General features: G+C 68.5%; 19 protein-coding genes. 11 read left to right on the top strand and 8 right to left on the bottom strand.

Features of this window, described 5'->3' with window-relative positions; translation table 11 throughout:
* Positions 1 to 56 precede the first annotated feature (56 nt).
* Entirely contained in the window at positions 57 to 1,241 is a 1,185-nt protein-coding gene (gene rlmN, locus ACTZWU_RS00300; protein ID WP_444735352.1) for a 23S rRNA (adenine(2503)-C(2))-methyltransferase RlmN, read from the top strand.
* Here rlmN and ACTZWU_RS00295 read toward each other — a convergent pair.
* The gene (locus ACTZWU_RS00295) at positions 1,238 to 2,062 is read right to left on the bottom strand and encodes an LOG family protein (RefSeq protein WP_444735351.1); all 825 of its coding nucleotides are present in this window, start codon (positions 2,060 to 2,062) and stop codon (positions 1,238 to 1,240) included. The genes rlmN and ACTZWU_RS00295 overlap by 4 nt on opposite strands.
* Before the next feature lie 202 nt (positions 2,063 to 2,264).
* Between ACTZWU_RS00295 and ACTZWU_RS00290 the strand changes: the two genes are divergently transcribed.
* The 5 genes from ACTZWU_RS00290 (at position 2,265) to ACTZWU_RS00270 (ending at position 5,502) form a co-directional block, all read left to right on the top strand.
* Entirely contained in the window at positions 2,265 to 2,465 is a 201-nt protein-coding gene (locus tag ACTZWU_RS00290; protein WP_444735350.1) for a hypothetical protein, read from the top strand.
* Between the two features lie 22 nt (positions 2,466 to 2,487).
* Positions 2,488 to 3,471: a DUF6976 family protein gene (locus ACTZWU_RS00285; protein WP_444735349.1), complete on the top strand. Its 984-nt coding sequence runs from the start codon at positions 2,488 to 2,490 to the stop codon at positions 3,469 to 3,471.
* 93 nt (positions 3,472 to 3,564) lie between these two features.
* Positions 3,565 to 4,392 carry a 2,3,4,5-tetrahydropyridine-2,6-dicarboxylate N-succinyltransferase gene (gene dapD, locus ACTZWU_RS00280; protein WP_444735348.1) on the top strand — a complete coding sequence of 276 codons (828 nt, stop codon included), beginning with the start codon at positions 3,565 to 3,567 and terminating at the stop codon, positions 4,390 to 4,392.
* Positions 4,392 to 4,847: a YaiI/YqxD family protein gene (locus tag ACTZWU_RS00275; protein ID WP_444735347.1), complete on the top strand. Its 456-nt coding sequence runs from the start codon at positions 4,392 to 4,394 to the stop codon at positions 4,845 to 4,847. Before dapD ends, ACTZWU_RS00275 begins: the two co-directional genes overlap by 1 nt.
* A gap of 61 nt (positions 4,848 to 4,908) precedes the next feature.
* A complete protein-coding gene (locus ACTZWU_RS00270; RefSeq protein WP_444735346.1) occupies positions 4,909 to 5,502 on the top strand; it encodes an exopolysaccharide biosynthesis protein in 594 nt (197 codons plus the stop codon).
* A gap of 96 nt (positions 5,503 to 5,598) precedes the next feature.
* On the opposite strand, the gene ACTZWU_RS00265 is transcribed toward ACTZWU_RS00270, so the two are convergent.
* From ACTZWU_RS00265 to ACTZWU_RS00245, 5 genes are read right to left on the bottom strand one after another with little or no spacing between them, the layout of a single operon-like run.
* Complete coding sequence (locus ACTZWU_RS00265) at positions 5,599 to 6,399, bottom strand: crotonase/enoyl-CoA hydratase family protein (RefSeq protein ID WP_444735345.1); 801 nt, start codon at positions 6,397 to 6,399, stop codon at positions 5,599 to 5,601.
* A gap of 14 nt (positions 6,400 to 6,413) precedes the next feature.
* Entirely contained in the window at positions 6,414 to 7,340 is a 927-nt protein-coding gene (locus ACTZWU_RS00260; RefSeq protein WP_444735344.1) for an AEC family transporter, read from the bottom strand.
* Between the two features lie 39 nt (positions 7,341 to 7,379).
* Entirely contained in the window at positions 7,380 to 8,354 is a 975-nt protein-coding gene (mbfA, locus tag ACTZWU_RS00255) for an iron exporter MbfA (protein WP_444735873.1), read from the bottom strand.
* A gap of 15 nt (positions 8,355 to 8,369) precedes the next feature.
* Positions 8,370 to 8,636 carry a sulfurtransferase TusA family protein gene (locus ACTZWU_RS00250; RefSeq protein WP_444735343.1) on the bottom strand — a complete coding sequence of 89 codons (267 nt, stop codon included), beginning with the start codon at positions 8,634 to 8,636 and terminating at the stop codon, positions 8,370 to 8,372.
* A complete protein-coding gene (locus tag ACTZWU_RS00245; RefSeq protein ID WP_444735342.1) occupies positions 8,633 to 9,136 on the bottom strand; it encodes a DUF2478 domain-containing protein in 504 nt (167 codons plus the stop codon). The genes ACTZWU_RS00250 and ACTZWU_RS00245 overlap by 4 nt, the downstream gene beginning before the upstream one ends.
* A gap of 205 nt (positions 9,137 to 9,341) precedes the next feature.
* On the opposite strand from ACTZWU_RS00245, the gene ACTZWU_RS00240 reads away from it, so the two are divergent.
* The 5 genes from ACTZWU_RS00240 (at position 9,342) to ACTZWU_RS00220 (ending at position 13,667) form a co-directional block, all read left to right on the top strand.
* Positions 9,342 to 9,794 carry a GAF domain-containing protein gene (locus ACTZWU_RS00240; RefSeq protein WP_444735341.1) on the top strand — a complete coding sequence of 151 codons (453 nt, stop codon included), beginning with the start codon at positions 9,342 to 9,344 and terminating at the stop codon, positions 9,792 to 9,794.
* Between the two features lie 13 nt (positions 9,795 to 9,807).
* Positions 9,808 to 10,434 (top strand): LysE family translocator, encoded by a 627-nt coding sequence (locus ACTZWU_RS00235; protein WP_444735340.1) that lies wholly within the window; start codon positions 9,808 to 9,810, stop codon positions 10,432 to 10,434.
* Positions 10,431 to 11,081 carry an RluA family pseudouridine synthase gene (locus ACTZWU_RS00230; RefSeq protein ID WP_444735339.1) on the top strand — a complete coding sequence of 217 codons (651 nt, stop codon included), beginning with the start codon at positions 10,431 to 10,433 and terminating at the stop codon, positions 11,079 to 11,081. The genes ACTZWU_RS00235 and ACTZWU_RS00230 overlap by 4 nt, the downstream gene beginning before the upstream one ends.
* A 209-nt stretch (positions 11,082 to 11,290) precedes the next feature.
* Complete coding sequence (locus tag ACTZWU_RS00225; protein WP_444735338.1) at positions 11,291 to 12,346, top strand: saccharopine dehydrogenase; 1,056 nt, start codon at positions 11,291 to 11,293, stop codon at positions 12,344 to 12,346.
* A gap of 94 nt (positions 12,347 to 12,440) precedes the next feature.
* Positions 12,441 to 13,667, top strand: coding sequence for a PQQ-dependent sugar dehydrogenase (locus tag ACTZWU_RS00220; RefSeq protein WP_444735337.1), 1,227 nt, complete (start codon positions 12,441 to 12,443; stop codon positions 13,665 to 13,667).
* A 50-nt stretch (positions 13,668 to 13,717) separates the two neighbouring features.
* Here ACTZWU_RS00220 and ACTZWU_RS00215 read toward each other — a convergent pair whose 3' ends face one another.
* Positions 13,718 to 14,089 (bottom strand): DUF3775 domain-containing protein, encoded by a 372-nt coding sequence (locus ACTZWU_RS00215; RefSeq protein WP_444735336.1) that lies wholly within the window; start codon positions 14,087 to 14,089, stop codon positions 13,718 to 13,720.
* A gap of 45 nt (positions 14,090 to 14,134) precedes the next feature.
* Positions 14,135 to 15,952: a DNA mismatch repair endonuclease MutL gene (gene mutL / locus ACTZWU_RS00210; RefSeq protein ID WP_444735335.1), complete on the bottom strand. Its 1,818-nt coding sequence runs from the start codon at positions 15,950 to 15,952 to the stop codon at positions 14,135 to 14,137.
* Positions 15,953 to 16,046: the final 94 nt, after the last annotated feature.

Genomic DNA, 16,046 nt, shown 5'->3' with positions numbered 1-16,046 from the left:
TTTCGCTTAGATAACGGCCTTTCGCGCCTTTTCCCTGACCCAGAGCCGGTGGTGCCATGACCGATCAGACCCCGTCTGCGCCGATCACGCAGGATGTGCTGACCATTCCGCGCAAGCTGCCCGAGACGGGCCGCGTGAACATCGTCGGCCTGACTCGCCCGCAATTGCAGGAGGCCCTGATCGCCGCCGGCACGCCCGAGCGGCAGGCCCGGATGCGCGTGGGGCAGGTCTGGCAATGGGTCTATCACTGGGGCGTGCGCGATTTCGCGGCGATGACCAATTTGGCCAAGGAATACCGCGCGCTTCTGGCCGAGCATTTCGAGATCGTGCTGCCCGAGATGGTCGCCCGGCAAATCAGCCAGGACGGCACGCGTAAATATCTGGTGCGTATCGCGGGCGGTCACGAGGTCGAGGTCGTCTACATCCCCGAGGAGGGGCGCGGCACGCTCTGCGTCAGCAGCCAGGTGGGCTGTACGCTGACCTGTTCCTTCTGCCATACCGGCACGCAGAAGCTGGTCCGCAACCTGACCCCGGCCGAGATCGTGGGCCAGTTGATGCTGGCGCGCGACGATCTGGGCGAATGGCCCGTCCAGGGCGCCCCCAAGGACGAGACGCGGCTTGTCAGCAACATCGTGCTGATGGGCATGGGCGAGCCCTTGTACAATTTCGAGAATGTCCGCGACGCGATGAAGGTCGTGATGGATGGCGAGGGCCTGTCCCTGTCGCGTCGCCGCATCACCCTGTCCACCAGCGGCGTCGTCCCCGAAATCGCCCGCACCGCCGAGGAGATCGGCTGCTTGCTGGCCGTCAGCTTCCACGCCACCACCGACGAGGTGCGCGACCGGCTGGTGCCGATCAACAAGCGCTGGAACATCGCCACCCTGCTGGACGCGCTGCGTGAGTATCCTCGCCTGACGAACAGCGAGCGGATCACCTTTGAATATGTCATGCTGGACGGGGTGAACGACACGGATGCAGATGCGCGCCGCCTGGTCAAGCTGATCCAGGGCATCCCCGCCAAGATCAACCTGATCCCCTTCAACGAATGGCCGGGCGCGCCCTACAAACGGTCCTCGCCCGAGCGGATCCGGGCCTTCGCCGACATCATCTACAAGGCGGGCTATGCCAGCCCCATCCGGACCCCGCGCGGCGAGGATATCATGGCCGCCTGCGGGCAGCTGAAATCCGCGACCGAGCGGGGCCGCAAGACCCGCGCCCAGATCGAGGCCGAGGCCTCCTAGTCCTGCGGGGCGGGGAAGGCGTCGATGATCGCGACGGCTTCCTCGGCCGTCTCGACATAGCGGATCAGGTCCAGGTCTTCCTCGCTGATCGTGCCGGCGCGGGCCAGGGCGCGCCAGTTGATGATCTCTTCCCAGAAGGCTTCGCCGAACAGCAGGACCGGGATGCGTGCCATGCGCCGCGTCTGGATCAGGGTCAGCGTCTCGAACAATTCGTCCAGCGTGCCGAAGCCGCCCGGAAAGACCGTGATCGCGCGGGCGCGCATCAGGAAATGCATCTTGCGGATCGCAAAATAGTGGAAGTTGAAGGACAGGTCCGGCGTGACGTGCCGGTTCGGCGCCTGTTCATGCGGCAGCACGATGCCAAGGCCGATGGACTGGCCGCCGACTTCTTCGGCGCCCAGATTGCCCGCCTCCATCACGCCGGGGCCGCCGCCGGTGCAGATCACGAAGTCGCGCCCGCCCGTCGTCAGGCTGCGTTCGGTCATCTGCCGGGCGAAGATGCGGGCCTGTTCGTAGTATCTCGACAGCGCCGCCAGTTCGGGCGTGCGCGCCTCGGCCTGACGCTCGGGCGAGGGGACGCGGGCGCCTCCGAACATCACCACGGTCGAGACGATGCCGCGTTCGTCCAGGATCATCTGCGGTTTCAGCAGTTCCAGCTGCAGCCGGACGGGACGCAGTTCCTCGCGCAGAAGGAATTCGTTGTCGGCGAAGGCCAGCCGGTAGGAGGGCGCGCGTGTCTGCGGCGTATCGGGCGAATGGCGCGCGGCCTCGATATCCTCGCCGCTATGGCGGAACGGGGTCTTGCGGCTGTCGTCGTGCATGGTCCTGCCTCGCGCTGATCCACCCCAAGGACTAACCCGCCCGCGCGCCCGTGGCAAACCGATGCAGCCGCGGTCGTGGGGCCTGTCGGTAAACCGACGGTGCGGACCTGCGCGGCCTGTCCCTGCTGGCCGGATAGGATCTGGCACGATTCTTGCATGAGTGGGGGGCGAATGCGCGACAACGACGCCAAAGGAATAGGCTATGGTCAGTGAAATCATACTCAAGCGGACGCTGTCCGAAAACGGCGACCTCAAGGGCGCCTCTTTGGGGACGCGGATTCTGGTGAACCGCCTGCGGGTGGAACTGCGCGCGAACCCCTCGACCCTGGCGGTCAAGCTGGCAGAGCTGAAGGATTACGTCGCCCGCAATCCCGCCGCCGCCGCCGAGCTGGCGTCAGCCTGATACCCTGTCGGAGAAAAACAGCATGAAAAACGAATTCCTGACCCCCGCCGAAGCGGCAGAACGCATCCGCGCGGGCGCCGTGATGACCATCGCGGGCGACGAGGCGCTGATGGCGCAACTGCCCCAGGGCAACTGGATCGGCGGCTCGACCGTCTATTTCATGACGGATGCGGGCGGCAAGGTGGACCGCGAGCGTCTGTTCTGCTCGACCCTGCCCGAGGGCAGCACGGCCACCGCGCGCCATCTGGACGTGGCAGGCCTGTCGGGTCTGGCCGATGGTTATGCGGCGGGCGGCATCACGTTGATCATCATTCCCGCCTTCTCGCAGGCTCATGCGCGTTTCGCCGAGGACGGCGCGACCTATCCGCGCCTGTTCGATCAGCCGCTGCTGGGCTGGATCAGCGGCGTGCATCTGGACGATATCGGCACCGTCGCGCCTTCGGTCTTTGACGGGGCGACCGGCACCCGCCACCACGAGGGCGCGGTGCTGCTGCATGTCGCCCTGCCCGAAGGGACACAGCCGCGGCTGGACATCGTGAACCTGTTCTCGCAGGGCGATGATCCGGCGCAGACCGTGACCTTCCCCGAGGGCGGTTTCGCCGTGAAGAAGGCCGTGATCAATGGCGCCGAGGTCGATTTCGCCGATTACGTGACGCAGCACGGTTTCGACACCCGCCTGCCTCTGGTCGCCGATTACGCCGGCGCGAACATCAACGTGTCCTTCCGCGCGGTCGATCCGGTGGCGCACGAGGTCCAGTTCTACGCCCCCGTCTTTCCGGGCGTCGAATACCGGCTGGCCGCGCCGCAGGGCGATTACGTCGCCAATTTTGCCGCGCAGGCCGGGACGGGCGGCGAACGGATGCTGTCGTGCAACTGCATCCTGAACTTCCTTTACGGAGAGCTTGAGGGCCGCAGCACCGGCGGTTTCACCGGCCCCGTGACCTTTGGCGAGGTGGCTTACGTGCTGCTGAACCAGACGCTGGTCAAACTGGACGTGGCCGCCTGACGGACAGGCACTGACCGAAGGGCTTGCCCCGCCATTGCGTCGGCGGGGCAAGCCCGTTAATCCCGGTCCCGACACTTGACCGGGGGACCGCAGATGAACAACGCCGCACTGGAAGCCGCCATCGAAGCCGCCTGGGAGGCGCGCGACGGCATCACCTCGGCCACCAAGGGCGAGGCCCGCGACGCCGTCGAGGCCACCCTGACCGCGCTGGACAGCGGCGCGCTGCGCGTGGCCGAGCGCCGCGAGACGGGCGAATGGCATGTGAACCAATGGGCCAAGAAGGCCGTGCTGCTGTCCTTCCGTCTGAACGACATGGAAGAGATGTCGGGCGGTCCGCAGGGCAGCAACTGGTGGGACAAGGTTCCCTCGAAATTCCACGGCTGGACCGATGCCGATTGGCGGCAGGCCGGGTTCCGCGCCGTGCCGGGCGCGATCGTGCGCCGTTCGGCCTATGTGGCCAAGGGCGCGGTGCTGATGCCATCCTTCGTGAACCTGGGCGCCCATGTGGGCGAAGGCACGATGGTGGACACCTGGGCCACGGTCGGTTCCTGCGCGCAGATCGGCCGCAACGTCCACCTGTCGGGCGGCGTGGGCATCGGCGGCGTGCTGGAGCCTCTGCAGGCCGGGCCGACGATCATCGAGGATGATTGCTTCATCGGCGCCCGTTCCGAGGTGGTCGAGGGATGCATCGTGCGCGAGGGCTCGGTTCTGGGGATGGGCGTCTATATCGGCCAATCGACCAAGATCGTGGACCGCGAAACGGGCGAGGTCATGTATGGCGAGGTTCCTGCCGGGTCGGTCGTCGTCTCGGGCTCGATGCCGTCGAAGAACGGCGTGAACCTTTATTGCGCGGTGATCGTCAAGCGGGTGGACGCCAAGACGCGGTCCAAGACCTCGGTCAACGAGCTGCTGCGCGACTGATGACCACGCTTTACGTCGATGCGGATGCCTGCCCGGTCAAGGCCGAGGCCGAACGGGTGGCCGTCCGCATGGGCGTTGAGATGGTGCTGGTCTGCAATGGCGGGCTGCGCCTGCCGACGCATCCGCTGGTGCGGTTGCAGATCGTCCCCGAGGGGCCGGACCTGGCCGATATCTGGATCGCCGACGCTTGCGGGCCGGGCGATGTGGTGGTGACGGGCGACCTGCCGCTGGCGGATCGCTGCATCAAGGCGGGCGCGCGGGTCGTCACCCATGCTGGCGAAGAATTGAGCGCCTCGAACATCGGTCCCCGCCTTGCCGCCCGCGACCTGATGGCCGATATCCGGGCGGCGAACCCGTTTCATCAGGGCAGTGGCAGCGCCTTCGGCAAGGCCGAGCGTGCGCGCTTTCTGGCCACGCTGGACCGTGTTCTGGGCGCGGCGCGCCGGACGGGGTGAACCTTCGGGGTGAACCTTTCGACCGGGGCCGCGTTCGCTGCATGGCCTTGGCGGAGGGATGATGGACGGCGACGAGACGATCACCGGGCTGATGGGCCGGGTTCAGGCCGTGGCGGAACGCGGCGATAGCACGCGCCTGCGCGACGTCATCGGCGCGCTTGGCCGCGACAGCTTCATCCCGCAGCTGATGATCCCGGCGCTGGCGGTGGTGTCGCCTCTGTCGGGCGTGCCGCTGTTCTCGTCGATCTGCGGGATCACCATCGCGCTGGTCTCGGCGCAGATGCTGGCGCAGCGCCATCGGATCTGGCTGCCGCGCTGGTTGCTGGACAAGCAGATCGACAGCAAGCGCCTGCTGTCGGCGACCGCCCGGATGAAGCGGCCTGCGGGCTGGCTGGACCGGATCACGCGCAACCGGATGCGGGTTCTGGTCTGGCCGCCGGTCCTGTGGGTCGCGCAGGCCCTGTGCCTGATCTGCGGGCTGATGATGCCGTTTCTGGAACTGGTGCCGTTCACCTCGTCCATCCTGGGCGCTGTCGTGCTGCTTTTGTCCTTCGGGATGCTGGCGCGGGACGGGCTGTTCACGCTGCTGGGTTTCACCACGATCGGGGGTCTGGCCATCGCGGTGACGATGTTCGTCAGCGGTGGCACGGTCTAGCGGCGTCGCGCCAAGCCGCGCCCGGTCGGGCCATCGAGGCCCGCCCGGCCGCCGCCCCTGCGCCTTGCGGCACAGGCGCGCGGCGCGTCCCGGAAATCAGGCGCCCGGTTTGATGCGCGGCCCGGTCCCGTCGGCAAAGGCGGCGAGGCGACCCTTGGCGGCCTCTTGCGTGTTCACGACGCCCGCAATCGCGGCCTCGGCATAGGCAGCGTCGAGCGCGCTCATGTTCTGCATGTGGCTGATGGCCGAGCAGATGGCGAAGTTCGACAGAGGCGGGTTCGCCGCCGCTGCCAGCGCGATCTGGCGCGCCTTGGCCGCCGGGTCATCGACCAGATATTGGCAGAGACCGACCGACACGGCCTCGTCCCCGCGATAGAGGCGGCCGGTCAGCATCATGTCGATCATGCGCGCCTTGCCGATCAGATCGCCCACGCGGATCGTCGCGCCGCCCCCGGTGAACAGGCCCCGCTGTCCCTCGGGCAGGCCGAAATAGGTATCGGGCCCCGCCACGCGGATATGCGCGGCCGAGGCCAGTTCCAGCCCGCCGCCCACGACCGCGCCCTGAAGCACCGCGATCACCGGGACGCCGCCATATTCCATCTTGTTGAAGGCCTCGTGCCAGCGCAGGCAGACATGCATGAAATCCGCCGCCGTCCGTTCGGCCTGATGATGTTCCACCAGATCCAGCCCCGCGCAGAAATGCGGCCCTGCGCCTGACAGGATCGCCGCCCGCGCGCCCGAGCGGGGCAGCGCCTGAAAGACGTCGATCAGCTCCTCGATCGTGGCCAGGTCCAGCGCGTTGCGCTTGGCCGGGCGGTTCAGCGTGACGCTGGCGATGCCGTCCGCGTCTAGATCGACGATGAGGTTGGTCAGGTCCAGCCGGTCGAGGGTTCTCATGGCGCTCCTTTCGGTCAGGGGGTCGTGATCAGCAGCATCACGACGGGAATGGTCAGGATCGAGGCTGCGGTCGAAATCAGGATCGCGGCCGAGACGCGCTGCGGCGCGATGCGGAAATGTTCGGCCAGCATGAAGACGTTGCCCGCGACGGGCAGGGCCGAGGCCGCGACCATCACCGCCGCCGCGACGGGCGGCACGCCGAAGGCCCAGGCGGTCAGCGCGACGGCCAGCGGATGCAGGACCAGCTTGGCCGCCGACAGCCAGCCCGCCGCCGCCACCCGGACCAGCCGCCGCCCGGCCAGCCCCGCGCCGATGGCGAAAAGCGCCCCCGGCGTCGCCGCCGCGCCCAGCAGCGTCAGGAATTCGTCCAGCGGGCGCGGCATGGTCCAGCCCGATTGCGCCCAGGCCAGACCGGCCAGCATCGACAGGATCATCGGATTGCCCGCCAGCCCCCGCAGCACCGGCAGGATCGCGGCCAGCCGCAGCCCGCCCTGCCGCGCGCCGTGGACGATCAGCGTGATCAGCGCCGAAAAGACCAGCATGTCGATGGTCAGCACCATCAACAGCGGCCCGACCGCCACCGGACCCATCAGCGCGACCAGCATCGGCACGCCCAGAAAGCCGGTATTGCCGGTCATGCAGCAATGCGCCTCCATCGCGGCCTCGGGCAGGGGCAGGCCGCGCGCGCGTGCGACCGCCATGCCGATGGCCCAGACCGCAAGCGAGCCGGTCAGGTAGGCCAGCACGAAGCGCGGATCGAAGATCGCCGCCAGATCCAGCCCCGCGGCAAAGCGGAACAGCATCGCCGAGAGTGCGAAATAGAAGACGAAGCGGGTCAGCCAGGCTGCGCCCTCGGGCGGAAAGATGCGGGATATGGCGGCCAGCCAGCCCAGACCGATCAATCCGAAAAAGGGCAGGGTCCGCAGAAAGACCTCAGCCATGGCGCGCGCTGGAATGGCTCATGCTGCCCCCGTGGGGCCTCAGCCGGACCCGATCAATATGCCTACGGCCAGCACCAAACCACCGCCGACCACGACTTGCAAGGTGGCCCGCCAGAAGGGGGTCTGCATCCAGCGGTTCTGGATCCAGGCAATGGCCCAGAGTTCCAGGAACACGACGAGGATGGCGATGGTGGTCGCGGTCCAGAAATCGGGGATCAGATAGGGCAGGGCATGGCCCAGACCGCCGATCGTGGTCATCACCCCCGCCGCGATGCCGCGCTTGATGGGCGAGCCGCGCCCCGAGACGACCCCGTCATCGGATGCGGCCTCGGTGAAGCCCATGCTGATCCCGGCGCCCAGGCTGGCGGCAAGCCCCACGATGAAGGTCGTCCAGGGGTCCTGCGTGGCGAAGGCCACCGCGAAGATCGGCGCAAGGGTCGAGACGGAACCGTCCATCAGCCCTGCCAGACCGGGCTGGACCCAGGTCAGCACGAAATTGCGATGCGCCACGGCGTCCTCGGCGGCGCGGGCGTCGCTGTCGAGATGCGCGCCCGTCAGCTCGTCGGCGCGGGTCTCGTGGTCGCGCTCGGCTGCGGCCAGATCGCCCAGCAGGGCGCGGATGCCGGCATCCTGGCTGAGTTGCGCGGCGCGGGCGTAGAAATTCGCGGCGTCACGCTCCATCCCGGCGGCCTCGTTGCGGATCTGGTCCAGCGAGAGATTCTGCATCATCCAGGCCGGGCGGCGCATCGGATAGCCCGCCACATGCTCGCGCCGGATCACCGGGATCGCATCGCCCCACCTTTCGCGATGCAGGTCCAGAAGCGCGCGGCGGTGGCCATCCTCTTCCAGCGCCATCGCGTCGAAGACGGCGGCGGTGGCCGGATAATCCCCGCGCAGGAAGCTGGCCCAGTTGCGGTAGATGCGGGCGTCGTCCTCTTCCGAGGCGATGGCCAGCGCGACGACCTCCTGTTGGGTCAGGTCGTCGAACCGCTTGCGATTGGACAGGAACGCCATGGTCATCTTGGGTCTTCAACCATTCCCGGGGGCGAGGCCCGTGGCGGTCTGGGCCGCCAGCGGCCCCCGTTCCACGATGAATTCATGCGCGCCGTCCCCGATCGGGCGCACTTGCACCATGACATGACCGGCCTGTCCGCAGAAATGCGGCACATCGACCACCGCCATCGGGTCGCTGGCCAGAAGCACCAGCCTTTCGCCCGGTGCGCGAGCCTCGAGCGCCTTGCGCAGCCGCAGCACCGGCAGGGGGCAGAGAAGCCCGCGCGCATCGACCCCCATCATCGGCGCAGCCCTGCGCACCATGCGGCCAGCCCGTCAGGCGGCAGGCATTCGCCCATCCCGCCCGCGAATGCTGCAAAAGCCGCGCGCTGCTGGCGGGGCACATGCATCAGGGCCGGGATACCGTCGGCCAGGGCCTGCCCGATGACATCGCGAAAGCCTGCGCCCGCGGCCTCTTGCCGGCCGAATTTGGGCAGGATCAGCAACTCGGCCCCGGAAAGCGTCGCCGCGACCCGGCCCGCGGCCCAGGCCAGCGCGTCCGTATCGAGGCGGCAGCCCGACGAGCCCGTTCCGAGCGATTGCGAGATGCGCAGCGGGCTGGCCGATCGGTCGAGGAGGTGCAACTCCATCTCGCAGGCGCAATCGGGGCCCTGGTCCAGGTTGCGCTGGACCGCCCCCGCCAGCCGCCAACCCTGCGCGGTCAGGTCATGGGCCAGCGTTTCGAGCATCCGGTCCGCCTGACCGGGCGAGGCTGTGTCATCCAGTTCGAACCATGCCAGCATGGGGTGCCTGTCCCCTGTTTCTGCGTGCCTGCGCGGGTTCGGGCGTCGCCGCGCGGGGTTTCTTTTGCCATGGTCGGCGCGCTTGTGCCAGAGCGGGCAGGGGGGCGCTGCCCCCCGTCCCCTTGCGGGGACTCCCCCCGGGATATTTTCGCCAAGGCAAAGCGGCGGGCTTTTCTGTTTCCGCGGCCGGGCGTATGCAATGGGAATGAGCGATTACGACGAGATCCGCGCCCGCATCCGGGCGCTTTGCGAGGGCGAGACCGATGAGGTCGCGCTGATGGCGACCGTGGCCTGCGAATTGCATCATTCGGACGCGCGATTCGACTGGACGGGTTTTTACCGCGTGGTGGCGCCGGATCTGCTGAAGATCGGGCCCTATCAGGGCGGGCATGGCTGTCTGGTCATTCCGTTCTCGCGCGGGGTCTGCGGCGCCTGTGCGCGGACGGGCGATGTGCAGCTGGTCGATGACGTCGATGCGTTTCCGGGGCATATCGCCTGTTCATCGTCCACCCGGTCCGAGATTGTCCTGCCGGTTTTCGGCGCGGGCGCGCGGCTGATCGGGGTTCTGGATATCGACAGCGACCGGCCCGCCGCCTTTGATGCGGGCGACGCCGAGGCGCTGACGGCCATTCTGGCCGACGTCTTCGGTCATCTTTGAAGCAGGAGTCCCGATGATCTGGGAAACGATCGCCGCCATCCCCTCGGCCCAGTTGCTGGCTTTCGTGCTGGGCGGGCTGGTCCTGAACTTCGCGCCGGGTCAGGACGTGTTCTTCGCCAGCGCCTGTGGCATCCAGGGCGGGCCGCGCGCCGGGGCCTGGGCCGGGTTCGGGGTGGGGCTGGGCGTGCTGATGCATGTGACGCTGGCCACGGTCGGTCTGGGCGCGCTGGTCGCAGCCCATCCCGAGGCCCTGCGCGCGATCAAGTATCTGGGCGCGGCCTACCTGCTGTGGCTGGCCTGGAAGAGCTGGAATGCGGGCGATGTCGATCCTGCGGCGCGGGGCAGCGTGCGAGTCTGGTCGATCATCCGGCGCGGGTTCCTGTCGAACGCGCTGAACCCCAAGCCCGTCCTGTTCATGCTGGCCTTTCTGCCGCAATTCACCAATCCGGCGTGGGGGCCGATCTGGCAGCAGATCCTGGGCCTGGGGCTGATCTTTGCGTTCACCGGCACGCTGGTGACGATGGGTTACGGCATTGTCGGCGGGGTGGCCGGGCAGGTCATCGGCAAGCGGCTGGGTCTGGTCAACCGGATCGCCGCCGTGATGTTCGCGGGGCTGGCGCTGCGCCTTGTCGCGCGATGAGCGATTTCGTCTATGCGCCTCCCGAGGGGGGCGTCACCGTGCTGCATGCCGATCACGAGATCCTGGTCGTGGACAAGCCCTCGGGGCTTTTGTCGGTGCCGGGGCGTGGCGAGGATCGGGCCGATTGCCTGATCGCGCGGCTGCGCGGCGCCTTTCCGACGGTTCTGCTGGTGCATCGGCTGGATCTGGACACGTCGGGGGTGATGGTTTTCGCGCTGACCCCTCATGCGCAGCGCCATCTGGGCCGCCAGTTCGAGGCGCGGCAGGTCAAGAAGGTCTATGTCGCGCGGCTGGCCGGGCGGCTTGAGCCGAAGACCGGGCGGGTGGATCTGCCGCTGATCGTGGATTGGCCGAACCGTCCGCGCCAGAAGGTCGATCACGATGCGGGGCGCCCCGCGCAGACCGATTGGCGCGTGATCCGGGCCGATGACCGCGAAACCCGCGTGCGGCTGATGCCGGTGACGGGCCGAAGTCACCAGTTGCGCGTCCACATGGCCGAGACGGGGCATCCGATCCTGGGCGATCCGCTTTACGCCAGCGGCGCGGCCGCCGATCACCCGCGCCTGATGCTGCACGCCGAGACCCTGCGCTTGCGCCATCCTGACAGCGGCGAGGTGATGGGCTTTTCCAGCCCCTCGCCTTTTTAGCGCGTCGATGCGCTGCGTCTGGCTTGTCGTAGCAGCCAGCGCGATCAGGGCGGCGATCAGCCGGGGGCGAAAATGTCCGAGACGTCCTCGATTTCGGACAGGCTGGTCCCGGCCGTCACTACCGGCAAGGGCAGCGTGCCCGCCGCCTGCCGGGTTGTGAGCCGCGCCGGGCTGACCTAAAGCTTGCAGAGCAATCGGGGAGTGACGGGATGACGCATCTGTGGGTCAGGGCCGAAAGCAGGCCGAACGAGGATCGCGTGGGCATCACGCCGGACGGCGTGCGCCGTCTGATCGCGCAGGGCTTCACCGTCACGGTCGAGGACAGCCCCCGCCGCGTGATTGCCGCGGATGCCTATGCCAAGGCGGGCGCGACCATCGCTCCCGAGGGCAGCTGGCCCGACGCGCCCGCCGATGCGATCATCTTTGGCCTGAAGGAACTGCCCGAGGACGGCACCCCCCTGCGTCACCGCCACATCATGTTTGGCCATGCCTACAAGGGCCAGCCCGCCGGACAGGTCCTGCTGCGCCGCTTTGCCGAGGGCGGCGGGATGCTTCTGGATCTGGAATACCTGACCGACGAGGACGGGCGCAGGCTGGCGGCCTTCGGCTATTGGGCGGGCTATGCGGGCGCGGCGGTGTCGCTGTCGGCCTGGGTGGCGCAGCAGGCGGGCGGGATCTGTCCGCCCGTGCAGGCCTGGCCGGGGCGCGACGCGCTGCTGGCCGATCTGCGGGCGCGGATGGATGCGACCGGGCGGCCCCGGCCGCGCGCCATCGTGATCGGCGCCAGGGGCCGGGTGGGCAGCGGCGCCTGCGATTTGCTGACCGCGATGGGCGTCACCGTCACAAGATGGGACTTGGCCGAGACCGCGCATGGCGGCCCTTTCCCCGAGGTGCTGATGCACGACATCTTCGTCAACGCGATCCTGGCCCAGCCCGGCGCGCCGGTCTTCGTGCCGCAATCCGCCCTGACGGCCCCGCGCGCGCTGTCGGTGATCGGCGATGTGGCCTGCGACCCGAGCAGCGCCTTTTCCCCGATCAAGGTCTATGACCGCGCGACCAGCTGGGACGAACCGGTCCTGCGTGTCGCGGACAGCCCGGTTCTGGACGTGATGGCGATCGACAACCTGCCCTCGATGCTGCCGCTGGAAAGCTCTGACGATTATGCCGCCCAGCTTCTGCCTGTGCTGGAAGGGCTGGACGCCTTCACCGCCCCCTGGGCGCGGGCCGAGGCGCTGTTCGTGCAGCACTCCGGTTCCCGCCCCTGACGCCATCGTGAAGCCATCGTCAGGCCTTGCGCGGAACGCAATCCGCGCAGGGTTGTTCGGTCCCCGACACAGCCAGACGGAATGGAGGACCATGATGACGACGAATGCGCGCCCCAAGGCTCCGGGCCTGATGATCAGCACGCTGGCACTTGCCGCAGGGACGGGGCTTTTGGCCGGCGCCGCCTTCGCGCAGGACTTCAACGATTCTCCGCCGCATGGCGCCCAGTTCGGCCAGACCCCCGCCTTCGAGGGCCAGACCCGCGCCCCGGTGATCGAGGACGACCTGACCCTGGCGCAAGAGGTGATCGCCGACGGGCTGGAACATCCCTGGGGTCTGGTCGAGATGCCCGACGGCAACTGGCTGGTGACCGAGCGTCCGGGCCGGATGCGCGTCATCACCCCCGATGGCGATGTCTCGGACCCGATCAAGGGCATGCCCGAGGTCGATGCCCGGGATCAGGGCGGCCTGCATGACGTCGCCATCGCCGACGACTTCGCGGAAACCCGCCGCGTCTGGTGGACCTATGCCGAACCGATGGAGGACGGCAAGAACAACACCGCCATCGCGACCGGCATCCTGTCCGAGGACGCCACCGCGCTGGAAGATGTGCAGCGCATCTGGCAGCAGGTGCCCGCCTGGGAATCGACCAAGCATTTCGGCGCCCGCATCCTGTTCGACTCCGAGGGCTATCTGGTCGTCGGTCTGGGCGAGCGTTCCGACCCCGAGCCGCGCGAATATGCGCAGGACCCGCAATCGACGCTTGGCAAGGTGATCCGCATCAATGGCGAGGATGGCAGCCCCGCCGGCGCCGAGATCGACGGCGCCCTGCCCGAGATCTGGTCGATGGGCCACCGCAACATCCAAGGCGGCGCCGTGGATGCCGAGGGCAACATCTGGTTCAACGAACACGGGCCCCGCGGCGGGGACGAGCTGAACCTGATCCAGCCCGGGGTGAATTACGGCTGGCCCACCGTCACCTATGGCGTCGAATATGCCGGCGGAGAGGTGAATGCGGGCGTCACCGAGATGGAGGGGACCGAGCAGCCCGTCTATTACTGGGACCCCTCGCCCGCGATCAGCGGCATGGCCTTCTATGACGGCGAGATGTTCGCGGACTGGCAGGGCGATGCCCTGATCGGCGGCCTGCAAAGCCGGGACGTCATCCGCCTGACGATCGAGGATGGCCGCGTCACCGGCGAACAGCGTTACGCCGAGGGCATCGGCCGCGTGCGCGAGATCGAGGTCGCCAGCGACGGTGCGCTGATGGTCATCACCGACCACGAGAACGGCGCCCTGATCCGCTTGACGCCCGAAGGCTGACCTGCTCGACAATGCCGGACCCCGCGCCCTCAGGGCGCGGGGTTTTCGCATCAGACGGGCTTTTGCAGCGCGTCCTCGGCATCTTCGGGCGAGATGCCAAGCGCCTCCAGCCCGGCCTCCAGCAGATCGGCCAGACGCGGCTCGCCCATCAGGTAATCGGCGGTCGGGGTGGTGCGCTCGGCGCGGGCGGTGGCGATGGCCTCGGCCAGTTCCTCGGGCTCGAAGCTGTCGCGTCCGATCCACATGACCGCGACCAGACTGGCCTGTTCGTCATCGTTCATCGAATCGATGAAATCGTGCAATTCGGTGCGGGTGCCGTGCTGGCGACGGCTGCCCTGATGGGCCCAGGCGTTGACCCCGCTGTCATAGTCGCGGGCGCGGATGATCACATGGGCGATCTTGTCGGTGGCGATTTGCAGCATGTCGCACCTCCCTTCGCGCCAGTGTCGCGCCGGGGGCGGCGCGGGTCAATCCTTCCGGCCGAAAAGACGCTCGATATCCGACAGGCCCAGCCTGACCCAGGTGGGGCGGCCATGGTTGCACTGGCCTGACCGGGGCGTTCGCTCCATCTCGCGCAGCAGGGCGTTCATCTCGTCCGCGCTCATCCGGCGGCCCGACCGCACCGAGCCGTGGCACGCCATCGAGGACAGGACCGCGTCGATCCGCCCCCGCAGCCGGTCGGACACGCCCTGATCGGCCAGATCATCCAGGATGTCGCGGATCAGCGCCGCCCCGTCCAGACGGCCCAGCAGCGCGGGCATTTCGCGGATGGCAATGGCGCCGGGGCCGAAAGGCTCGATAGCCAGCCCCAGTTCGGCCAGATCGGGGGCCAGCGACAGGATCAGGGTCGCGTCGGCCTCGGACAGGGTGACGATCTCGGGGATCAGCAGGGCCTGCGTGGTGATGCTGCGGCTGGCGGCCTGGGCCTTCAGGCGCTCATAGACCAGCCGTTCATGCGCGGCGTGCTGATCGACGATGATCATCCCGTCGGCGGTCTGGGCGATGATGTAATTCTCGTGGATCTGCGCACGCGCCGCACCCAGTGGCGCATCCGCCGGGGCCTCGCTGACCGGCTCCAGCCGGGCCGAGGCGCTGGCCTCGGCAAAGCCCGATGCCAGCAGCGGCGCCTGCGCCTCTTGCGCAGCCCGGATCGCCGGGGCCGAGGGCAGCGGCGCCTGCCATGTCGGGGGGGTGTGGGTCGCGGGCGTCTCGGGGCGGAACGCATCCGCCACCGCAGTCCCCAAGGTGGCCGAGGCGCGATGCCCCGCCCCCGCCATCGCATGCCGCAGCGCGCTGACCACCAGCCCGCGCGCGGCCTGTGGATCGCGGAACCGGACCTCGGCCTTGGCGGGGTGGACGTTCACATCGACCAGTTGCGGATCGCAGGCCAGATACAGCACCGCCGCCGGATGGCGCCCGGGCGCCAGAACATCCATGTAGCCCGCGCGCAAGGCCCCGGTCAGCATCTTGTCGCGGACCGGGCGGCCGTTCACATAGACATGCTGCGCCACCGCCGCGCCGCGTGAGTAGGTCGGCAGCGCGGCAAAGCCGGTCAGCGTGATCTCGTCCCGCGTGGCGTCCAGCGGCAGCGCGTTGTCGATGAAATCCGCGCCCATGATCCGGGTCAGCCGGGTGGTCAGCGCGCCGAACAGCTCGCCCTGTTCGGCATCGGCGCGAAAGACCTCGCGCCCGTCGGCGGTCAGGGTGAAGCCGACAAAGGGCTCGGCCATGGCCAAGCGGCGCACGGTCTCGGCCACGGCCTGCGTCTCGGCGCGGTCCGAACGCAGGAATTTCAGCCGTGCGGGCGTGGCAAAGAACAGGTCGCGCAATTCGACCACCGTGCCGGGATTGCCCGCCGCGGGCCGCACCGGCGCGACGCGCCCCCCGGTGACGGCGATCTGGGCCGCATCCGCCCCCCGCGCGCGCGAGGTGATGACCAGCCGCCCCACCGCGCCAAGCGAGGGCAGCGCCTCGCCGCGAAAGCCGAAGCTGTTGATCGCCAGAAGGTCGCTGCCGTCGATCTTGCTGGTCGCATGGCGCGACAGGGCCAGAGGCAGGTCGTCCGCCGTCATGCCGCAACCGTCATCGACGACGCGGATCAGGCGGCGCCCGCCTTCCTCGATGGTGATGTCGATGCGTGCAGCCCCGGCATCCAGCGCGTTCTCGACCAGTTCCTTGACAGCCGAGGCCGGACGTTCGACCACCTCGCCCGCCGCAATGCGGTTCGCCGTGGCCTCGTCCAGTTGACGGATGACGGGCCGGATATGGGGGGTGTGGGTGTTCATGCCCCCATATCTAGCATTTCCCCCGCCAGCCTGCCAGAGATTCGCCCCGCCCCCCGGGCGCAACCGCGCCGCGGTCGGCCGGCGTGCCGGCCGC

This window comes from Paracoccus sp. NSM (assembly GCF_052379855.1).
Lineage (GTDB): Bacteria > Pseudomonadota > Alphaproteobacteria > Rhodobacterales > Rhodobacteraceae > Paracoccus.
Note: the sequence above shows the minus strand (reverse complement) of the source record. Positions and strands in the feature narration are given on the sequence as shown.